The organism is Alteribacter lacisalsi (assembly GCF_003226345.1).
Lineage (GTDB): Bacteria > Bacillota > Bacilli > Bacillales > Salisediminibacteriaceae > Alteribacter > Alteribacter lacisalsi.
On record NZ_PDOF01000002.1, the window covers coordinates 238,233 to 256,251 of the forward strand.

Sequence of the window (18,019 nt, forward strand, 5' to 3'; positions counted from 1 at the left end):
TTGAACCAGTATGAAACACTGCGGCTTTTTGGCTGCGGTGTTTTTCATAGTAAAAATTATTGAAACCTGATACTTCCTTAGTCGTATATGATAATGTGGAGAAAAGAGTGAGATTTTACATAAACAGGGAGGAAATGGGATGACGGAGAACATACTCGAAGTGAACGGCCTCACGAAAAAAGTCCAGGGAAGTAAAAAAATCGTGGACGGGCTGTCGTTCGACATGCGAAAAGGGGAGATCCTCGGGCTGCTCGGGCCGAACGGGGCCGGGAAAACGACGACAATCCGGATGATTGTCGGACTCATGAGCAAAACAGAGGGAAGCGTGACGATCAACGGGAGGGATCTGGATGAAGAAGCGCGGGCCTGTCGAGCCGATGTGGGAGCCATCGTGGAAAACCCCGCCTTCTATGAATATATGAGCGGCTATAAAAACCTGAAACTGTCTGCGAGGATGGCAAAGGACAAGGTAACAGAAGAACGGATCACGGAAGTGGTTTCACTTGTAAAGCTGGAAGACGCGATTCAGGATAAGGTTAAGAAATACAGCCTCGGAATGAAGCAGCGCCTCGGCGTGGCCCAGGCGATTCTGCACCGTCCGAGTCTTCTGATTCTGGACGAGCCGACAAACGGTCTCGACCCTAAAGGTATCCGGGAGCTCCGGGACTACCTGCGTGAATTGGCGGACGAGGGGATTTCCACGCTCGTATCCTCGCACCTTCTTTCAGAGATGCAGCTCATGTGCGACCGTGTTGTAATAATGGAAAAAGGAAAAGTGATTGACATTTCCGACCTGGCTTCGCTTAACGCTTACGGGGACGAAGACCAGGTTGTGGTGGCCCTCACGGTGAAAAAAGGCCAGGGTGCAGGCGTGAAAACGGTTCTGGGCGCCATGGATCAGATCGTAATCACAGCCAGTGAAAAAGAAAACGAACTGCTTCTGGACATGTCGCGTGATCAGATTCCGGTTCTTAACCGGGCGCTCGTAAAAGCCGGTGTGGATGTGTTCGGAATCGAATCGAAGCGGACGTCGCTTGAGGACAAGTTCCTGCAACTCACCGGAAAGGGGGCGAAATAACCGATGATTTCATTACTTCAGAACGAATGGACCAAACTGTGGAGCAAAAAACAGCCGTGGATTTTTCTCGGCGTACTTCTTGTCATTTCGATCGGTGTCGCAATCCTGTTTCAAACGTTTGGCGCACAGGACGGAGCAGCCGGCGGAGAAGACTGGGAGGCAGGGCTGCAGATGGAAATCCAGCAGCAGGAGCAGATTATCGCTGAAACGGAAGAAGACTGGGAACGGGATATGGCGGAGCAGAGGATCGACGATAACGAAGCGATGCTCGCTGCCGGTGTGAACCCGAACGAGACGAGTAACGTGACGTTTTTAAATGAAGGGCTCTTTATGGGCACGATGTTTATCACGCTGTTCTCCGTGATCACAGCGAGTACGATTGTCTCCTCCGAGCAGGACAACGGGACGCTTAAGCACCTGTTCGTCCGGCCGTTTGAGCGCTGGCAGTTTCTCCTTGCCAAATTCCTGACGGTAATCCTGTTTGGGATCGTGATGATTATCACGGTCGTATCAGCGAAATTCCTGATCGGGACGATCCTCTTTGGTACCGGCAGCTTTGACACGCCGGTCGGTGAATTCGGCATGAACGGTATGATTTTCGCTCCTGTCAGCGAACTTCTGCCTCAGAAGCTCGGTCTGTACTTTTTGAATATGCTTATGTTCGTTGTGTTTGCTTTTTCAATTTCCATTCTGTTTAAAAGCCAGACGCTGGCAGTCGGCATCGGGATTTTCATTCTGTTCGGCACGAATGTTCTCGGAGCAGTTACACCGCTGCTGCAGGATTACTTCTGGTATCCGTATGTGTTTCTGCCGCATATGAGCCTGCAGTCTTATGTGGCTGTGGACGAAATCATGCCCGGTGTGGGAATCGGATTCTCCCTTACGGTGCTGGCTGTGTACGCCGTTGTTTTTCTCGGCGCGGCAACTGCATTTTTCCAAAAAAGAGATCTTGCATAGCGTGTTTAGCTTGGCCCGCCTGGGGGAGTTCCCGGGCGGGTTCTTTACGTCTTGGGTGAGCGAACCACCATGAAATAAATGAAACCCGGATGATTTCCTCTCTTCTGGCACAAACTACTGGAAAATCACAGCAGAAAAGCCAAGTGATGATTCAGGAGGTTTATACGATGCCGGTAATCCGCTCGGTCAGTACCGAAATTCCACCCTATACGATTGAACAGTCCGAAACAGAAGTGATCGTCCGGGAGCTCTTTAAAGAGTCGTTCCCGAACATCGACAGAATGATGACCATCTTCGGAAACGGTCAGATCGACCGCCGCAATTTTATCGTGCCGAAGGAGTGGTTTGCGACTGATCACTCACTCGAGGAAAAAAACGACCTGTACATAAAGGAATCGGTTCGTCTCGGCGTAAATGCGATTAACAAATGCCTAGAACCGAACGAGTTTCAGACCGCCCCGGTGCCGTACAGTGACATCGATGCGATCATTCTCGTGTCGAGTTCCGGAATGGCCACACCTACACTCGATGCCCGGATCATGAACGAACTGCCGTTTTCCCCGCACACGAAGCGGATTCCGATCTGGGGACTCGGCTGCGCGGGTGGTGCGGTAGGCGTGAGCCGGGCGTACGAGTACTGTCTTGCCTATCCCGAATCGAAGGTGCTCGTCGTCTGCATCGAACTGTGCAGTATCACATTTCAGCGCAACGACACGCGAAAGAGCAATCTCGTGGGAACCAGTCTGTTCGCGGACGGGGTGGCGTGTGCACTCGTGACAGGTGACCGGGCCGCGCTGTCTGCCGGCGAATCAAAGCTCGGCGCTCTGCCGCAGATTCTTGGCACCCAGTCAACGCTCATGCCCCAGAGCGAGGATGTGATGGGATGGGACGTGAAGGACACAGGCCTGCACGTTGTTTTTTCCAGGGATATACCGACCGTGATCCGCGAATGGCTCCGGCCGAACGTAGAAACGTTTCTGGAGCGTCAGGGGCTCACGCACGAGGATATCGATCATTTTGTTGCTCATCCCGGCGGTCGGAAAGTGCTTGAGGCGTACGAGTCATCACTTCACTATTCCGAGCAGATGACCGAGATCCCCCGCCAGGTGCTGAACGAAAATGGAAACATGAGCTCCCCAACGGTGTTATATGTATTAAAGGAAACGATGCTTCGATCCCCATCTGCCGGCAGCCAGGGCATTATGACTGCTCTAGGGCCGGGGTTCAGCTCGGAGATCCTTCATCTGAAATGGGAGGGCGCAGGGCAATGATCTTATTCTGGACACTGTTAGGCATTGTGATCGTTCAGAGAGGCGTGGAGCTCGCCGTCGCCCGTCAGAACGAGCGCTGGATGAGGAGCCGCGGGGCCCGGGAGTTTGGCCGCGGCCATTATAAGTGGATTGTGCTGCTGCACGCCGGATTCTTCCTCTTTCTGATGAGCGAAGTAGCGCTTTTCGGCCGGGCACCGGCAGCCTGGTGGCCGATTCCCGCCATCGTGTTCGTCCTCGCGCAGGCCGGCCGCATCTGGGCGCTTACCTCACTCGGACGCTACTGGAACACAAAGATTATCGTCCTGCCTGAAGCGGAGCTCGTCCGCCGCGGTCCGTACCGGTGGATCAGCCACCCGAACTACGTGATCGTCGCCCTTGAAATTATCGCGATTCCGCTCCTGTTTCAGGCGTGGATCACGTGCGCTCTGTTTACAACGCTTAACGCCTGGCTTCTGCTGAAAGTGCGGATCCCGGAGGAGGAGCGCGCCCTCGCCTGGGCACAAAATAAAGAGGGGTCGCCGACGTGACAAAGAAGCATGGGAGAGGGTTCACTCATGCTTTTTTTATGCTGGGAGGGGGCTAAGTACAAGTAAATGGGATTAAGTAAATAGCTATGTTTGGAAAGAGTGTTGCTTACGAAAAATAAAGTATGAAGCGAAATGCGTCCGTCTGCAGCGTAAAAAGCAATGCAGCCTTTAAATTACGTACAAGTAAATCGAATTAAGTACAAGTAAACGCTCCAAACAATCACACGCCTTCTCGCAAAATTCACAAGACTAAATCTCGTAATCCGGAAATAAGAATGATAGGGACAAACCTTTGACCTTACAAAGAGAAAGGGGACGGCCCGTGCTTCAGTCCATTCTTGAGAACGCCACCGGCATGATCGTCATTATACTTGTGATCAACGTCGTCTACGTGACCCTGTTTACGATCCGGATGATTTTCACCCTGAAGGACCAGCGCTACCTGGCATCCGTCACGAGCGTAATTGAAATCATCATCTACATTATCGGCCTCGGGCTTGTGCTTGACAACCTGGACAAGCCCGCCAACCTCGCCGCCTACGCCATCGGTTACGGCGTCGGCGTTATCGTCGGAATGAAAATTGAAGAAAAGCTCGCGTTAGGTTATATTACAGTTAACGTGATTACAAAAGAGTACGAGCCGGATATCCCCAACGCTTTAAGGGACAAAGGCTACGGCGTGACCAACTGGGTCGCCTACGGCCGGGAAGGAGAGCGGCTCATGATGGAAATTCTCACATCCCGAAAATCACAGACCGACCTTTACAGCACCGTGAAAGCACTCGACCCGCACGCCTTCATCATCTCTCACGATACGAAGACGTTCTACGGCGGCTTCTGGGTCAAAGGAATTCGGAGGTAAACGTTCAATATGGCAAAAAAGAAGAAGAACCGTAAGACCGCTGCTGCGGGCAAAGAAAACAAGGCTGCACCCGCCGGCAAAAAGGCGAAGTTCACCGTGGAGGACGGCGAAACCGTCGACCAATGCCTCCAGCGGATGACCGCGGCAGGCTATACCCCCGTCCGCCGGATGGAAGAACCGGTTCTGATGGAAGTGAACCGCAACGGGAAAATGGAAGTGGAAGTGTCCCACCAGAAAATCGTATTCGAGGGAAAAAAGACCGAAGAAAAGAGCACCTGATTGCAGGCGCTCTTTTTTTGTGCTTCTATCAGGCTTCGAGAAAGCTTAGCAGTTCACGGTTGAATTTCTCCTTTTCCTCAAAGAACAGGGCGTGACCGCTTTTTTCAAATGAAACAATCGTTAAGTTGTCGATGCCTTTTTTCAGTTCCTCTGAGAATTGAAATGGACAAAGCTGATCGTGCATTCCGTGAAAGCTGGATGTCGGGACGTTTATTTCAGAAAGCTCGTTCCTGAGGTCCTCGTCACGAAGAGAACGCAGTGACTGAATGGTGGCGTGTGGTGCCCCTTCCATTGCGATACTGTGAAAATACTGGGCATAAGCGTCAGATACATTTACTTCCGAATCAAAGAACATTTCGCCAAAATTGCGCAGTGCTGCCGGGCGGTCGTCCCTCAGTCCCCCAATCAGATCGTCCACTTCCTCAGGCTTCATGCCCACGCTGTAATCCTCGCGCTGGGTAAACGCCGGCGCAGCAGGCGCGATGAGGAGGAGTTTGCTGATTCCTTTGCCTTTATGGCGGGTCATGTAGCGGATCGAAATTGGCCCGCCCATGGAAAAACCGGCAAGAACCGCGTCCTCAAGGTTCAGCTCATCAATGACGGCTTTTACGTCGTCTGCCATCCGGTCGTAGTCGTAGCCGGACGCCGGCTTGTCCGATTTCCCGTATCCACGCAGGTCAATACCGATAAACCGGTATCCGTTTTCCACGAGTTCGGTACTCTGGTACTCAAACATTTTATGGTTTACAGGCCAGCCGTGAATGAAAATAACAGGCCGGCCCTCGCCGATATCCTCTACGTATAGTTTCACGTCTTTTTCTGCTTCAATGAGATGTGCCATTACTGATCACTCCTTCATTTTCTGCTTCACAGGTTCTCTACCCAGGATGGAGAGAAAGATAAACGTACCCCACCCGCAATGTCCGTGTACAATGGACAAGTGATAGCTGTGGAAATACGATTTTCTGGAATTATTGTGAAAAGGCGAACGAAATGGTTCGGTAATATCCTTATCGTTCGATTTTCATTGACACGGATGCAGATCGCTTGTTAAGATGAAGGCGGAAAAGAAAACACGTGAAACCTCATATAATCCCGGGAATAGGGCCCGAAAGTTTCTACCCGGCGACCGTAAATCGCCGGACTATGAGGACGATCCGCATACATGTGCAGCCAGAGACCGCGATTGTGCGTTCAGCATGGACAGTCATATCTTTTGACAACCAGCTCACCACAGGTGTCTTCTGCTTCAACGACGTGTGCGTTTGTCCTCTTCGGGCAGGCGCGCACGTTTTTTGTTTGCATGGTCGGGGCAGGCCAGATTGTAATCATTTTAGATAGCTTATATCCTGGGATTTTTGTTCGATAAAATGGAAAATTTACTTGATAAATCGGAAAAGTTGCTCGATAAACAGCAAAATTTACTCGATAAATCCAGAAAGTTGCTCGATAAAACGAGATTGCGCGGATAAACCTTGCCGTGGGCAAGCGCGGGAAAAGAATAACACAAAGGCAGGCGATCAGCAGTGGCAAAAGTGGGACTCATTATGGGCTCGATCAGTGACTGGGAAACAATGAAACTGGCAGCGGACGTTCTTGACGACCTTCAGGTATCTTACGAAAAGAAAATCGTATCGGCGCACCGCACACCGGACGTGATGTTTGACTACGCCGAAACCGCACGGGAGCGCGGGATTAACGTCATTATTGCCGGTGCAGGCGGTGCGGCTCACCTTCCCGGCATGGTAGCAGCGAAGACCCTTCTTCCGGTGATCGGCGTGCCGGTCCAGTCGAAAGCGCTGAACGGACTTGATTCCCTTCTATCCATCGTGCAGATGCCTGCCGGCGTACCGGTAGCCACCGTGGCGATCGGGAAGGCAGGAGCGGCAAACGCCGGCCTGCTTGCCGCCCAGCAGCTGGCGGTCCATGATGACGCACTTGCCGCCCGCCTCGAAGACCGCAGAGAGAAAAAACGCGCCGAGGTAGCGGCGAGTGAGGAGCAGCTCGTATGACAACGTTTAGAGTACTTCCGGGAAGAACGATCGGCATCCTCGGCGGCGGCCAGCTCGGGCGGATGATGGCCCTATCCGCAAAAGCAATGGGCTACCGCATCGCCGTACTCGAACCGAAAACAGGTTCACCGCTCGGACAAATTGCCGACATGGAAGTCGTCGCGGCCTACGACGATATTGACGGCGCCCGTCAGCTCGATGATGTGAGCGATGTGATTACCTACGAATTTGAAAATATCGGCGCCAATGTGGCAGCGTGGCTGGAAAGCACGGACTCGTTTCCACAGGGCAGCCGCCTGCTTGAAATTTCCCAGGACCGCCTCAAAGAAAAACAGGCCATCACAGAAGCCGGCATCAACGTAGCGCCATACGCACCAGTCACATCCCTGGATGAACTGAAAACCGCCGCTCACACACTCGATTATCCGTGCATCCTGAAAACGACCAGGGGTGGCTATGACGGAAAAGGGCAGCTGGTGATCCATGGCGCGGATGAACTTGACCGCGCATGGGAAGAGCTGGGGTCTTCCGGCCCGCTTGTGCTTGAGAAGATGATCGCTTTTTCGAAAGAGCTGAGTGTTATTTTTTCGAGAAGTACTGCAGGGGAGATGCGGGCGTTTCCGGTGGCGGAGAACGTGCATAGAGACGGGATTCTCCACCAGTCGATTGTGCCGGCGCGCATCAGCGTTGAAACAGAAAGAAAAGCGGTGGCCGCGGCCCGGCGGCTGGTGAAGGCGTTCGGCCTTGTGGGGACCCTCGCGGTCGAGATGTTTCTCACAGAAGACGGCACCATTTACGTAAATGAAATCGCACCGCGGCCGCACAATTCGGGGCATTTTACGATGAACGCGTGTGAAACATCGCAGTTCGAGCAGCACATTCGTGCCGTGTGCGGGCTGCCGCTCGGTAAGACGGATTTACTAAAGCCGTGTGTGATGGTTAATATATTAGGGGAGCATCTGCCAAGGATCCTGGACGGGCTTGACGAATTTCCGGAAGCGCATCTTCATTTATATGGAAAGGATGCCGCAGAGCCGGGAAGGAAAATGGGGCATCTGAATGTGACCGGAAGCGATCCGGAAGCGGTTTTGGAGCAGATCCGCACCTCCTCTATCTGGAGAGAAAAAGAAGCAATGGGGGCAAAACAATGATTGAACGGTATACGCGGCCTGAGATGGGCGCAATCTGGACAGACGAAAACCGCTATCAGGCGTGGCTTGAGGTGGAAATTAAAGCGTGCGAGGCGTGGGCTGAGCTCGGTGACATTCCGAAAGAGGACGTGGCGAAAATCCGGGAACATGCCGGGTTTGACGTGAACCGTATTCTTGAAATCGAAGCGGAGACCCGCCACGATGTGGTGGCGTTTACCCGCGCCGTATCGGAAACACTCGGTGACGAGCGTAAGTGGGTCCACTACGGGCTTACGAGCACAGACGTAGTCGACACGGCGCTGTCGTACCTTTTGAAGCAGGCGAACGAGATCATCGAAGCAGATCTTGAGCGCTTCATCACGATCCTGGGGGAGAAAGCGCTGGAGCACAAGGACACGGTCATGATGGGCCGTACACACGGGGTGCACGCGGAGCCGACCACGTTCGGGCTCAAGCTTGTACTCTGGTACGAGGAAATGAAGCGGAACCTGGAGCGGTTTAGAGCGGCGGCGGAAACGGTCCGCGTCGGCAAACTGTCAGGCGCGGTCGGGACGTACGCCAACATCGACCCGTTTGTGGAAAAGTACGTGTGTGAAGGTCTCGGTCTTGAAGCGGCGTCCGTTTCCACGCAGACACTGCAGCGTGACCGCCACGCCCACTACATGGCGACACTTTCTCTGATTGCGACCTCAATTGAGAAGATGGCAGTGGAAATCCGCGGCCTTCAGAAAACGGAAATGCGCGAGGTGGAGGAGTTCTTCGCCAAAGGTCAGAAAGGCTCGTCGGCGATGCCGCACAAGCGTAATCCGATCGGATCGGAAAACATGACGGGGCTGTCCCGCGTGATCCGGGGCCACATGCTCACCGCTTACGAAAACGTGCCGCTCTGGCACGAGCGGGACATTTCCCACTCATCGGCGGAGCGGGTGATTTTGCCTGATGCGACGATTGCGCTTAACTACATGCTGAACCGGTTCGGCAATATCGTGAAGAATCTGACGGTTTTCCCGGAAAACATGAAGCGCAACATGGGCCGCACGTTCGGGCTCATCTACTCTCAGCGCGTGCTGTTGACGCTGATTGACAAGGGACTTGTCCGCGAGGAAGCATACGATCTCGTGCAGCCGAAAGCGATGGAGGCGTGGGAGCGCCAGGTGCCGTTCCGCGAGCTTGTGGAGGCGGACGAAAAGATCACCGGGCTTTTGAGCGAAAAAGAGCTCGATGACTGTTTTGACTACCGTCACCATCTGACGCACGTGGATACGATTTTCCAGCGCGTCGGTCTAATGAAATAGGGAGGAACGGAGGGCAGATCCTGCCCTTCTCCTCCCCTTTGTATTGCCAAAATTGCTAATTTTTCGATCTTCACACGGGCGGTTTACGAGCCGCCAAAAGAGGAGGGAACGGGACATGAGTACGAAGACGTGCCTGTACGAAGGGAAAGCGAAGCGAATCTATGAAACGGATGAGCCCGGTGTGTACCGCGTCGCCTACAAGGACGATGCGACCGCTTTTAACGGAGAAAAAAAGGATGTCCTCCAGGGCAAAGGGCGCCTGAATAACGAGATTTCCAGTCTCGTATTTTCAAAGCTTCACGAAGCGGGGGTGGCGAACCATTTTCTGCGCCGCCTGTCAGAAACAGAACAGCTCGTTAAAAAAGTTACGATCATTCCGATCGAAGTGGTGGTCAGAAACGTGGCGGCCGGCAGTCTCGTCAAGCGGCTCGGACTTGAGCGCGGCGACGTGTTCCGTGAGCCGATCATCGAGTTCTACTACAAAGACGACGCCCTCGGAGATCCACTCATCAACGACGAGCATATCCGCCACCTGGGTCTTGCCGCGCCGGAGGAACTAACGGCCATCCGGGCAAATGCCCTCGAGGTCAACCGGGTGCTCACCGCCATGTTCGATGAGGCGGGAATCCGGCTTGTGGACTTTAAACTTGAGTTCGGCCGGGATGAACAGGGCGCAGTGCTGCTGGCAGACGAAGTATCACCCGATACTTGCCGTCTCTGGGATCTGGAGACCGGCGAGAGCTTTGACAAAGATTTGTTCCGCTTTCAACTCGGCGATTTGAACGAAGCCTATGAAACTATACTCACACGTCTAGGAGGAATTTCCCGATGAAATATGAAGTTCAGGTGTTCGTAACGTTAAAAGAAGCTGTGCTCGACCCTCAGGGAAGTGCGGTGAATCATTCACTGAACCAGCACGGCTATACAGAGGTGGAGGACGTGAGAATCGGAAAAGTGATCACTCTTACGCTTGATGGAGAACGTGAAGCGGTGGATGCCCGTGTAACGGAGATGTGCGAAAAGCTTCTTGCCAACCCGGTGATTGAAGACTACCGCTTTGAGGTCCGGGAGGTTGCGGCCCAATGAAGTTTGCCGTCGTCGTTTTTCCAGGATCGAACTGTGACATCGATATGTACCACGCCGTCCGAGACGAACTTGGCGAAGAAGCGGCGTACGTGGACTACCGTGAAACGAGTTTAAAAGAGTACGACGCTGTTCTTTTGCCGGGCGGGTTCTCGTTCGGGGATTACCTCAGAAGCGGGGCGATCGCGGCGCGCCTGCCGATCGCGGAAGGTATTCGCGAGGCAGCAGCGGAAGGCAAACCGGTTTTAGGCGTATGCAACGGCTTTCAGGTGCTCCTTGAGCTCGGCCTCCTGCCGGGCGCGATGCGAAGAAACCGCCAGCTCACATTCATCTGTAAGCCTGTGACACTCGAAGTCGCAAACAGCCGCACCATGTTCACCGGCACATACGGGTCAGGCGAACAGGTGACGATTCCTGTGGCCCACGGAGAAGGAAACTACTTCTGCGATGAAGAGACACTCGAGGAACTGCGGGAGAACGATCAGATCGCGTTTACCTACACGGATGACGTAAACGGCTCGGTGGAGCGGATCGCCGGTATCACAAACAGAGCGGGCAACGTGCTCGGGATGATGCCCCACCCGGAGCGGGCGGTGGATGAGCTGCTCGGCTCGGCTGACGGACTGAAAATGTTCCAATCGATTCTCACACACTGGAGGGAAACCCATGCTGTTAAAAACTGAACCATCACCGGAGACAATTAAACAGGACCGAATTTACGCAGAAATGGGTCTCACAGACGACGAGTTTCAGATGATCGAAGACACGCTCGGAAGACTCCCGAATTTCACGGAAACAGGACTTTTTTCCGTCATGTGGAGCGAGCACTGCAGCTATAAAAATTCGAAGGTGCTGCTGAAGAAATTCCCGACTGAGGGCCAGCACGTGCTGCAGGGACCGGGAGAAGGCGCCGGCATCATCGATATCGGCGATGAGCAGGCAGTAGCCTTTAAAATTGAAAGCCACAACCATCCGTCAGCCATCGAGCCGTATCAGGGAGCCGCAACGGGCGTGGGCGGGATTATCCGCGACGTGTTCAGCATGGGCGCGCGACCGGTGGCGCTTCTGAATTCCCTTCGTTTCGGTGAACTCGGCAAGCCCCGGGTCAACTACCTGTTCGAGCAGGTTGTGGCAGGGATCGCAGGCTACGGCAATTGCATCGGCATTCCGACTGTGGGCGGGGAAGTTCAGTTCGATCCGTGCTACGAAGGCAATCCCCTTGTAAACGCCATGTGCGTCGGTCTGATCGACCATAAGGACATTCAGAAAGGCCAGGCCAAAGGGGTCGGTAACCCGGTCATTTACGTGGGCGCAAGCACCGGTAAAGACGGGATCCATGGGGCCACGTTTGCTTCCGAGGAGCTGAGCGAGGCGTCCGAATCGAAGCGGCCAGCTGTGCAGGTAGGCGATCCGTTTATGGAAAAACTGCTCATGGAAGCGTGCCTCGAAGTGGTGAAAAACGACGCTCTTGTGGGCATTCAGGATATGGGAGCAGCGGGTCTTACGTCCAGCTCTGCAGAAATGGCGAGTAAAGCCGGAGTCGGCATTGAAATGGATCTGGACCGTGTACCGCAGCGTGAAAAAGGGATGAGTGCCTATGAAATGATGCTCTCCGAATCACAGGAGCGGATGCTTCTCGTTGTGGAAAATGGCCGGGAGCAGGAGTTTCTTGACCTGTTTGACCGCTACGGTCTTATGGCGGTTGTGGTCGGCCACGTGACAGATGACAAGCGTCTTCGCCTCACGCACAGTGGCGAAACAGTGGCAGATGTACCGGTGGATGCCCTCGCGGAGGAAGCGCCGGTCTATCATAAGCCATCGAAAGTGCCAGCGTATTTTGCCAAGTTCCAGAAGCAGGAGACGACTGTGCCCCACGTGGACAGCGTGGAAGAGACGCTCGTGAAGCTTCTCGCCCAGCCGACGATCGCCAGCAAGGAATGGGTCTACAACCAGTATGACTATATGGTGAGAACGAACACGGTTGTGATGCCCGGCTCTGACGCGGCGGTGATCCGCATCCGCGGTACGGAAAAAGCGCTGGCCATGACGACAGACTGCAACTCCCGCTACCTGTACCTCGATCCGGAGGAAGGCGGAAAGCTCGCGGTTGCTGAAGCCGCACGTAATCTGATCTGTTCCGGCGCGAAGCCGCTCGGTGTGACGGATTGCCTCAACTACGGCAGCCCGGACCGCCCGGAGATCTTCTGGCAGCTGGAAAAATCCACGGATGGCCTGAGCGAAGCGTGCCGCGCTCTTGAAACGCCGGTAATCGGCGGAAACGTGAGCCTTTACAATGAACGAAGTGGAGAAGCGGTGTATCCGACGCCGGTAATCGGCATGGTCGGACTCATCGATAACCTTGATTATATTACGACCCAGCATGCGAAAAACGCAGGGGACCTCATCTACGTTGTCGGCGAAGCAGACCGTGATTTCGGCGGAAGTGAGCTGCAGAAGCTCACAGACGGGGCCATCTCCGGCCAGCCGCCGCGCATCGACCTTGAAACGGAAAAGCGCAGACAGCAGCACATGCTCACCGCGATTCAGGCGGGAACGGTTCAGTCCGCTCACGATTTGGCTGAAGGCGGCTTTCTCGTTGCCCTCGCTGAGACGGTGATCGGAACCGGACTCGGCGCCAGTGTCGCTCTCGGGGAGCAGATTGTGGTGGAAAGCTTTGCAGAAACCCCGTCCCGTTACCTTGTGACCGTGGCAAAAGAAGATCAGGCCCGTTTTGAAGAGCTCGTACCGGACGCCCGCTGCGTCGGGGAAGTGACCGAAGAAGCAGTGCTCAAAGTGACCGGCACCACCGGCGAAGCGGTGGTGGAGACTCGCGTGAAGACACTCGAAGACGCCTGGAAAGGAGCGATTCCGTGTTTGCTGAAATCAAAGGATTAAACGAAGAGTGCGGCGTATTCGGCGTCTGGGGCCACGAAGAAGCGTCCCGGATTGCCTACTACGGCCTGCACAGCCTGCAGCACCGGGGCCAGGAGGGCGCGGGCATTGTCGTAACCGACGGTGAACGCCTCCGGATTCAGAAAGGCCTCGGCCTCGTGAATGACGTGTTTGATGACCAGAAGCTCGATAAGCTGACCGGCCACGGTGCTGTGGGGCATGTGCGCTACACCACGGCAGGAGACAGCGATCTGCTCAACTGCCAGCCGCTTCTCTTTAATTCCCAGACCGGAAGTCTGGCCCTTGCCCATAACGGAAATCTCGTGAACGCCAACGCGCTTAAGCATCAGCTTGAGCGCCAGGGCAGCATTTTTCAGACCACGTCGGACACAGAAGTCCTTGCCCACCTGATTAAAAGAAGCGGCTACGAGCATCCGGAAGAACGGCTCATGAACGCCCTCACGATGGTCAAGGGCGCGTATGCGTTTATGGCCATGACTGAAACGGAGCTCATGGTGGCGCTCGATCCGAACGGACTCCGTCCGCTTAGTCTCGGCCGCCTCGGAGAAGCGTATGTGGTGAGTTCCGAGACGTGTGCATTTGATATTATCGGCGCCGAATACGTCCGGGAAGTCGAACCGGGCGAAGTGCTGATCATCAATGACGACGGTCTGCGCAGTGAGCGGTTTTCGTTCAGCGGCAAGCGCTCGATCTGCTCGATGGAGTATGTATATTTTGCCCGTCCCGACAGCCACCTGGATCAGATCAACGTCCATACGGCCCGGAAAAACCTCGGCAAACAACTCGCAGAGGAAGCGCCGGTCGAGGCGGACGTCGTCACCGGGGTGCCGGACTCGAGTATTTCAGCGGCGATAGGCTACGCCGAGCAGACAGGGATTCCCTACGAGCTCGGTCTGATTAAAAACCGCTATGTGGGGCGCACGTTTATTCAGCCGTCCCAGCAGCTCCGGGAGCAGGGCGTGAAAATGAAGCTCTCTGCGGTCCGCGGGGTCGTGGAAGGCAAGCGCGTTGTAATGGTGGACGATTCCATCGTCCGAGGCACCACGAGTCGCCGGATTGTGAAGCTGTTAAAAGAAGCCGGTGCCCGTGAAGTGCACGTGCGGATCAGCGCACCGCCGATCAAAAATCCGTGCTTTTACGGGATCGACACGTCCACCAGCGGCGAACTGATCGCTTCAAACAGAACGGTGGAGGAGATTGAGGCGGAAATCGGCGCCGACAGCCTCCGTTATCTGAGCGTGGATGGCCTCATGGACGGCATCGGGCGTCCGAAGGAGATGGAAAACTGCGGGCAGTGTCTGGCCTGCTTTACCGGGAACTACCCGACTGAAATTTATCCCCATACGCTGCACCCGTACGAAAAGGTGTAAAGGAGGCGCTCATGTCAAAGGCATACAGAGACGCAGGAGTGAATATCGAAGCCGGTTACGAAGCGGTGGAGCGGATGAAGTCCCACGTGGCGCGCACCAGGCGTCCGGAAGTGATGGGCGGGCTTGGCGGCTTCGGCGGCATGTTCGATCTGTCGCAGAAGGGCTACCGTGAGCCGGTGCTTATTTCAGGAACAGACGGTGTCGGCACGAAGCTGATGATCGCCCAGGAAGCGGGCATCCATGACACGATCGGCATTGACGCGGTGGCCATGTGCGTAAACGATATCGTCGTCCAGGGCGCTGAACCGCTCTTTTTTCTAGACTATCTTGCCCTCGGGAAAAACGAGCCGGCTGTGGTTGAGCAGATTGTAAAAGGAATCGCAGACGGCTGCGCGGAAGCAGGCTGTGCCCTCGTTGGCGGGGAAACAGCTGAAATGCCGGGGATGTACGATGCGGACGAGTACGATGTGGCCGGCTTCGTGGTCGGTGCAGCAGAAAAATCAGCACTGCTTGACGGTTCACAGGTAAAAGCGGGGAACGTGCTGATCGGCCTGCCTTCAAGCGGCGTGCACAGCAACGGCTTTTCCCTCGTACGCCGGATTCTTGAAAACCGTGACATCAGGCTGGATGACCGTGCGCCGGACTCGGAGCAGAGCGTTGCCGAATGGCTGCTCGAGCCGACGCGGATTTACGTGAAGCCGGTCCTAGCCCTCGTGCGGGAAGGATTATTGAACGGAGCGGCGCACATTACCGGCGGCGGATTCTATGAAAACGTTCCGCGGATGCTGCCGGAAGATTTACGTGCGCAAATTGACCCGGCGTCATGGGAAAAGCCGGCTGTTTTCAGCTGGATGCGAACCCTTGGCCCTCTTGATCTGAAGGATATGTACAGTACATTTAACATGGGGATCGGTATGGTGCTCGCCGTTGATGAGGAAAAAGCGAATGATGCGCTTGCTTTGCTCCGCGACTGTGGTGAAAAGCCTGTACAAATCGGACGTGTGGAAACAGGCGGACCGTCCGTTTTTCTTAAAGGAGTGGAGGAACTGTGACGATGCGGATCGCTGTTTTTGCGTCCGGAACCGGTTCGAATTTTGACGCGATCGTGGAAGCGTCCCGGCAAGGGAGCCTCGATGCCCGGGTCTGTCTGATGGTGACCGACAAGCCAAACGCAGCCGTCGTTGGAAAAGCGCGTTCATACGGCATCGACGTGTTCGCTTTTTCCCCTTATGATTACTCGTCCAAGCGGGATTACGAGCTTGAAATCGTCCGGGAACTCAAGGAGCGGGGCTGCGGGTTTATCGCGCTTGCCGGTTATATGCGGCTGCTTGGAAAAACACTGCTCGGCGCTTTTGAAGGGCGGATCGTCAACATCCATCCTTCACTTTTGCCTGCCTTTCCGGGGCTTGACGCGATCGGCCAGGCGATGGAAGCTGGCGCAGGTGAAACCGGCGTGACGGTGCACTTTGTGGATGCGGGAATGGATACCGGTCCGGTTATTGCTCAGGTTCCTGTTACAATAGACAAAGAGGATACCCGGGCGGATGTGCAGCGAAAAATACAGCAGGTGGAACATGCTCTCTATCCTCAGACAATCCACAAAACAATCACGAAACTGATGAAGGAGGTTCCCGATTATGACGAAACGGGCACTACTGAGCGTATCGGACAAAACAGGTATTGAGGCACTGGCAGAACAGCTTTCCAATGCAGGTGTGAAGCTGATCTCCACAGGCGGAACAAAGCGCGCGATTGAGGCGGCCGGGATTCCGGTTACAGGCATTGAAGAGGTCACGGGCTTTCCTGAAATGATGGACGGCCGGGTGAAAACCCTGCATCCGCGCATTCACGGAGGGCTGCTCGCGCTCCGGGAATCGGCCGAGCATATGCGGGCGCTCCGTGAGCACGAAATCGAGCCGATTGATCTGGTTGTGGTGAACCTGTATCCGTTTCAGGCAACGATTGAGCGTCCGGATGCGACGTTTGACGAAGCAATTGAAAACATTGATATCGGCGGGCCGAGCATGATCCGTTCCGCGGCAAAAAACCACGAAAGCGTGGCGGTTGTGGTGGATCCGGCCGACTACGGGCGCGTGGTGAGCGAATTGAAGGACGGCGACGGGGAGCTCACGGCGGAATTCCGCAGAAAGCTGGCGGCAAAGGCGTTCCGTCATACGGCGTCGTACGATGCGCTGATCGCCCAGTACATGACCGAGCAGACTGGTGACGAGTACCCGGAAACACTGACGGTGACCTACAACAAAAAGCAGTCGCTCCGCTACGGGGAAAACCCGCACCAGCAGGCGGCGTTCTACGAGCGTCCGATGGGAAGCCGCACGTCGATTGCGAGAACAGAGCAGCTTCAGGGAAAAGAGCTTTCCTATAACAACATTAACGATGCCGATGCGGCAGTCGGCGTGGTGAAGGAGTTTACCCGTCCGGCAGTGGCGGCGATCAAACACATGAACCCGTGCGGCGTGGGAATCGGCGACACGGTTGAAGATGCGTTCCAGAAGGCGTATGAAGCCGATCCGGTGTCGATTTTCGGCGGCATCATTGCCTGCAACGGGGAAGTGGACGGCGCGACAGCTGCGCGGATGAAAGAGATTTTCCTTGAAATTGTGATTGCCCCTTCGTTTACGGACGAGGCGCGCGAAGTGCTGAGTGCGAAACCGAATCTGCGGCTTCTGACGATTAATTTTACCGATGCCCAGGCGATGGAGCAGCGGATCAGCACGGTCTCAGGCGGCGCGCTTGTTCAGGATACGGACACGCTCAGCTTTGAGGACGTGGAAACGACGATTCCGACAAAGCGCAAACCGACCGAAGAGGAAATGCGCCAGCTTGAGATGGCATGGAAAGTTGTGAAGCATGTGAAGTCAAATGCGATTGTCCTCGCAACAGAAGATCGGACGATCGGTGTCGGGGCCGGGCAGATGAACCGGGTCGGCGCGGCGAAAATCGCGATCGAGCAGGCGGCGAGCCGGATTGAAGGTGCCGTGATGGCATCTGACGCCTTTTTCCCAATGGGGGACACGGTGGAAGCGGCCGCGCAGGCCGGCATCCGGGCGATCATCCAGCCGGGCGGCTCGAAGCGCGACCAGGAGTCGATCGACAAAGCCGACGAATACGGCGTGGCGATGCTCTTTACCGGCGTGCGTCATTTTAAGCATTAAGAGTGTGCGAGGTGTCGGGGGAGCATTACGCAGGTTATAAGCGGA

Annotated in this window: 18 protein-coding genes and 1 riboswitch; of the genes, 17 read left to right on the forward strand and 1 reads right to left on the reverse strand. The window is 55.1% G+C overall.

Translation table 11 applies throughout. From position 1 onward, the window contains the following. Positions 1 to 139 precede the first annotated feature (139 nt). From CR205_RS12590 to CR205_RS12615, 6 genes are all read left to right on the forward strand, one after another. Positions 140 to 1,078: an ABC transporter ATP-binding protein gene (locus CR205_RS12590; protein ID WP_110520337.1), complete on the forward strand. Its 939-nt coding sequence runs from the start codon at positions 140 to 142 to the stop codon at positions 1,076 to 1,078. Between the two features lie 3 nt (positions 1,079 to 1,081). Continuing rightward, positions 1,082 to 2,035, forward strand: coding sequence for an ABC transporter permease (locus CR205_RS12595; protein ID WP_110520339.1), 954 nt, complete (start codon positions 1,082 to 1,084; stop codon positions 2,033 to 2,035). Between the two features lie 167 nt (positions 2,036 to 2,202). After that, positions 2,203 to 3,306, forward strand: a complete 1,104-nt coding sequence (locus CR205_RS12600) for a type III polyketide synthase (protein ID WP_110520341.1) — start codon at positions 2,203 to 2,205, stop codon at positions 3,304 to 3,306. Beyond that, a complete protein-coding gene (locus CR205_RS12605; protein WP_201745379.1) occupies positions 3,303 to 3,833 on the forward strand; it encodes an isoprenylcysteine carboxyl methyltransferase family protein in 531 nt (176 codons plus the stop codon). The genes CR205_RS12600 and CR205_RS12605 overlap by 4 nt, the downstream gene beginning before the upstream one ends. 355 nt (positions 3,834 to 4,188) lie before the next feature. After that, positions 4,189 to 4,695 (forward strand): DUF2179 domain-containing protein, encoded by a 507-nt coding sequence (locus tag CR205_RS12610; RefSeq protein ID WP_201745392.1) that lies wholly within the window; start codon positions 4,189 to 4,191, stop codon positions 4,693 to 4,695. Positions 4,696 to 4,704: 9 nt separating this feature from the next. Continuing rightward, on the forward strand, positions 4,705 to 4,974 hold the full coding sequence (locus tag CR205_RS12615; protein WP_110520344.1) for an NETI motif-containing protein: 270 nt from the start codon (positions 4,705 to 4,707) through the stop codon (positions 4,972 to 4,974). Between the two features lie 28 nt (positions 4,975 to 5,002). On the opposite strand, the gene CR205_RS12620 is transcribed toward CR205_RS12615, so the two are convergent. After that, positions 5,003 to 5,815, reverse strand: coding sequence for an alpha/beta fold hydrolase (locus tag CR205_RS12620; protein ID WP_110520346.1), 813 nt, complete (start codon positions 5,813 to 5,815; stop codon positions 5,003 to 5,005). 224 nt (positions 5,816 to 6,039) lie between these two features. Then, positions 6,040 to 6,141: riboswitch (purine riboswitch) on the forward strand. Between the two features lie 359 nt (positions 6,142 to 6,500). On the opposite strand from CR205_RS12620, the gene purE reads away from it, so the two are divergent. The 11 genes from purE (at position 6,501) to purH (ending at position 17,974) form a co-directional block, all read left to right on the forward strand. Next, complete coding sequence (gene purE, locus CR205_RS12625; RefSeq protein ID WP_268877421.1) at positions 6,501 to 6,986, forward strand: 5-(carboxyamino)imidazole ribonucleotide mutase; 486 nt, start codon at positions 6,501 to 6,503, stop codon at positions 6,984 to 6,986. Further along, on the forward strand, positions 6,983 to 8,137 hold the full coding sequence (gene purK / locus CR205_RS12630) for a 5-(carboxyamino)imidazole ribonucleotide synthase (RefSeq protein ID WP_110520348.1): 1,155 nt from the start codon (positions 6,983 to 6,985) through the stop codon (positions 8,135 to 8,137). The genes purE and purK overlap by 4 nt, the downstream gene beginning before the upstream one ends. After that, positions 8,134 to 9,432: an adenylosuccinate lyase gene (gene purB / locus CR205_RS12635; protein WP_110520350.1), complete on the forward strand. Its 1,299-nt coding sequence runs from the start codon at positions 8,134 to 8,136 to the stop codon at positions 9,430 to 9,432. Before purK ends, purB begins: the two co-directional genes overlap by 4 nt. A 115-nt stretch (positions 9,433 to 9,547) precedes the next feature. After that, positions 9,548 to 10,264: a phosphoribosylaminoimidazolesuccinocarboxamide synthase gene (gene purC / locus CR205_RS12640; RefSeq protein ID WP_110520352.1), complete on the forward strand. Its 717-nt coding sequence runs from the start codon at positions 9,548 to 9,550 to the stop codon at positions 10,262 to 10,264. Beyond that, a complete protein-coding gene (purS, locus tag CR205_RS12645) occupies positions 10,261 to 10,518 on the forward strand; it encodes a phosphoribosylformylglycinamidine synthase subunit PurS (RefSeq protein ID WP_110520354.1) in 258 nt (85 codons plus the stop codon). Before purC ends, purS begins: the two co-directional genes overlap by 4 nt. Beyond that, complete coding sequence (purQ, locus tag CR205_RS12650) at positions 10,515 to 11,198, forward strand: phosphoribosylformylglycinamidine synthase subunit PurQ (RefSeq protein ID WP_110520356.1); 684 nt, start codon at positions 10,515 to 10,517, stop codon at positions 11,196 to 11,198. Before purS ends, purQ begins: the two co-directional genes overlap by 4 nt. Continuing rightward, positions 11,182 to 13,410: a phosphoribosylformylglycinamidine synthase subunit PurL gene (gene purL / locus CR205_RS12655; RefSeq protein WP_110520358.1), complete on the forward strand. Its 2,229-nt coding sequence runs from the start codon at positions 11,182 to 11,184 to the stop codon at positions 13,408 to 13,410. The genes purQ and purL overlap by 17 nt, the downstream gene beginning before the upstream one ends. Then, positions 13,386 to 14,798 (forward strand): amidophosphoribosyltransferase, encoded by a 1,413-nt coding sequence (purF, locus tag CR205_RS12660; protein ID WP_110520361.1) that lies wholly within the window; start codon positions 13,386 to 13,388, stop codon positions 14,796 to 14,798. Before purL ends, purF begins: the two co-directional genes overlap by 25 nt. 11 nt (positions 14,799 to 14,809) lie before the next feature. After that, positions 14,810 to 15,850, forward strand: coding sequence for a phosphoribosylformylglycinamidine cyclo-ligase (purM, locus tag CR205_RS12665; protein WP_110520363.1), 1,041 nt, complete (start codon positions 14,810 to 14,812; stop codon positions 15,848 to 15,850). Between the two features lie 2 nt (positions 15,851 to 15,852). Next, the gene (gene purN / locus CR205_RS12670) at positions 15,853 to 16,482 is read left to right on the forward strand and encodes a phosphoribosylglycinamide formyltransferase (RefSeq protein ID WP_110520364.1); all 630 of its coding nucleotides are present in this window, start codon (positions 15,853 to 15,855) and stop codon (positions 16,480 to 16,482) included. After that, on the forward strand, positions 16,433 to 17,974 hold the full coding sequence (purH, locus tag CR205_RS12675; RefSeq protein ID WP_110520366.1) for a bifunctional phosphoribosylaminoimidazolecarboxamide formyltransferase/IMP cyclohydrolase: 1,542 nt from the start codon (positions 16,433 to 16,435) through the stop codon (positions 17,972 to 17,974). The genes purN and purH overlap by 50 nt, the downstream gene beginning before the upstream one ends. Positions 17,975 to 18,019 lie beyond the last annotated feature (45 nt).

Excerpts from the sequence above, each read along its gene's own strand:
- CR205_RS12595 (WP_110520339.1), top strand. The coding sequence starts at position 1,082 with ATGATTTCATTACTTCAGAACGAATGGACCAAACTGTGGAGCAAAAAA.
- purN (WP_110520364.1), top strand. The coding sequence starts at position 15,853 with ATGCGGATCGCTGTTTTTGCGTCCGGAACCGGTTCGAATTTTGACGCG.
- CR205_RS12600 (WP_110520341.1), top strand. The coding sequence starts at position 2,203 with ATGCCGGTAATCCGCTCGGTCAGTACCGAAATTCCACCCTATACGATT.
- CR205_RS12590 (WP_110520337.1), top strand. The coding sequence starts at position 140 with ATGACGGAGAACATACTCGAAGTGAACGGCCTCACGAAAAAAGTCCAG.
- purL (WP_110520358.1), top strand. The coding sequence starts at position 11,182 with ATGCTGTTAAAAACTGAACCATCACCGGAGACAATTAAACAGGACCGA.
- CR205_RS12605 (WP_201745379.1), top strand. The coding sequence starts at position 3,303 with ATGATCTTATTCTGGACACTGTTAGGCATTGTGATCGTTCAGAGAGGC.
- CR205_RS12615 (WP_110520344.1), top strand. The coding sequence starts at position 4,705 with ATGGCAAAAAAGAAGAAGAACCGTAAGACCGCTGCTGCGGGCAAAGAA.
- purQ (WP_110520356.1), top strand. The coding sequence starts at position 10,515 with ATGAAGTTTGCCGTCGTCGTTTTTCCAGGATCGAACTGTGACATCGAT.
- purS (WP_110520354.1), top strand. The coding sequence starts at position 10,261 with ATGAAATATGAAGTTCAGGTGTTCGTAACGTTAAAAGAAGCTGTGCTC.
- CR205_RS12610 (WP_201745392.1), top strand. The coding sequence starts at position 4,189 with ATGATCGTCATTATACTTGTGATCAACGTCGTCTACGTGACCCTGTTT.
- purK (WP_110520348.1), top strand. The coding sequence starts at position 6,983 with ATGACAACGTTTAGAGTACTTCCGGGAAGAACGATCGGCATCCTCGGC.
- purM (WP_110520363.1), top strand. The coding sequence starts at position 14,810 with ATGTCAAAGGCATACAGAGACGCAGGAGTGAATATCGAAGCCGGTTAC.
- purC (WP_110520352.1), top strand. The coding sequence starts at position 9,548 with ATGAGTACGAAGACGTGCCTGTACGAAGGGAAAGCGAAGCGAATCTAT.
- purB (WP_110520350.1), top strand. The coding sequence starts at position 8,134 with ATGATTGAACGGTATACGCGGCCTGAGATGGGCGCAATCTGGACAGAC.
- CR205_RS12620 (WP_110520346.1), bottom strand. The coding sequence starts at position 5,815 with ATGGCACATCTCATTGAAGCAGAAAAAGACGTGAAACTATACGTAGAG.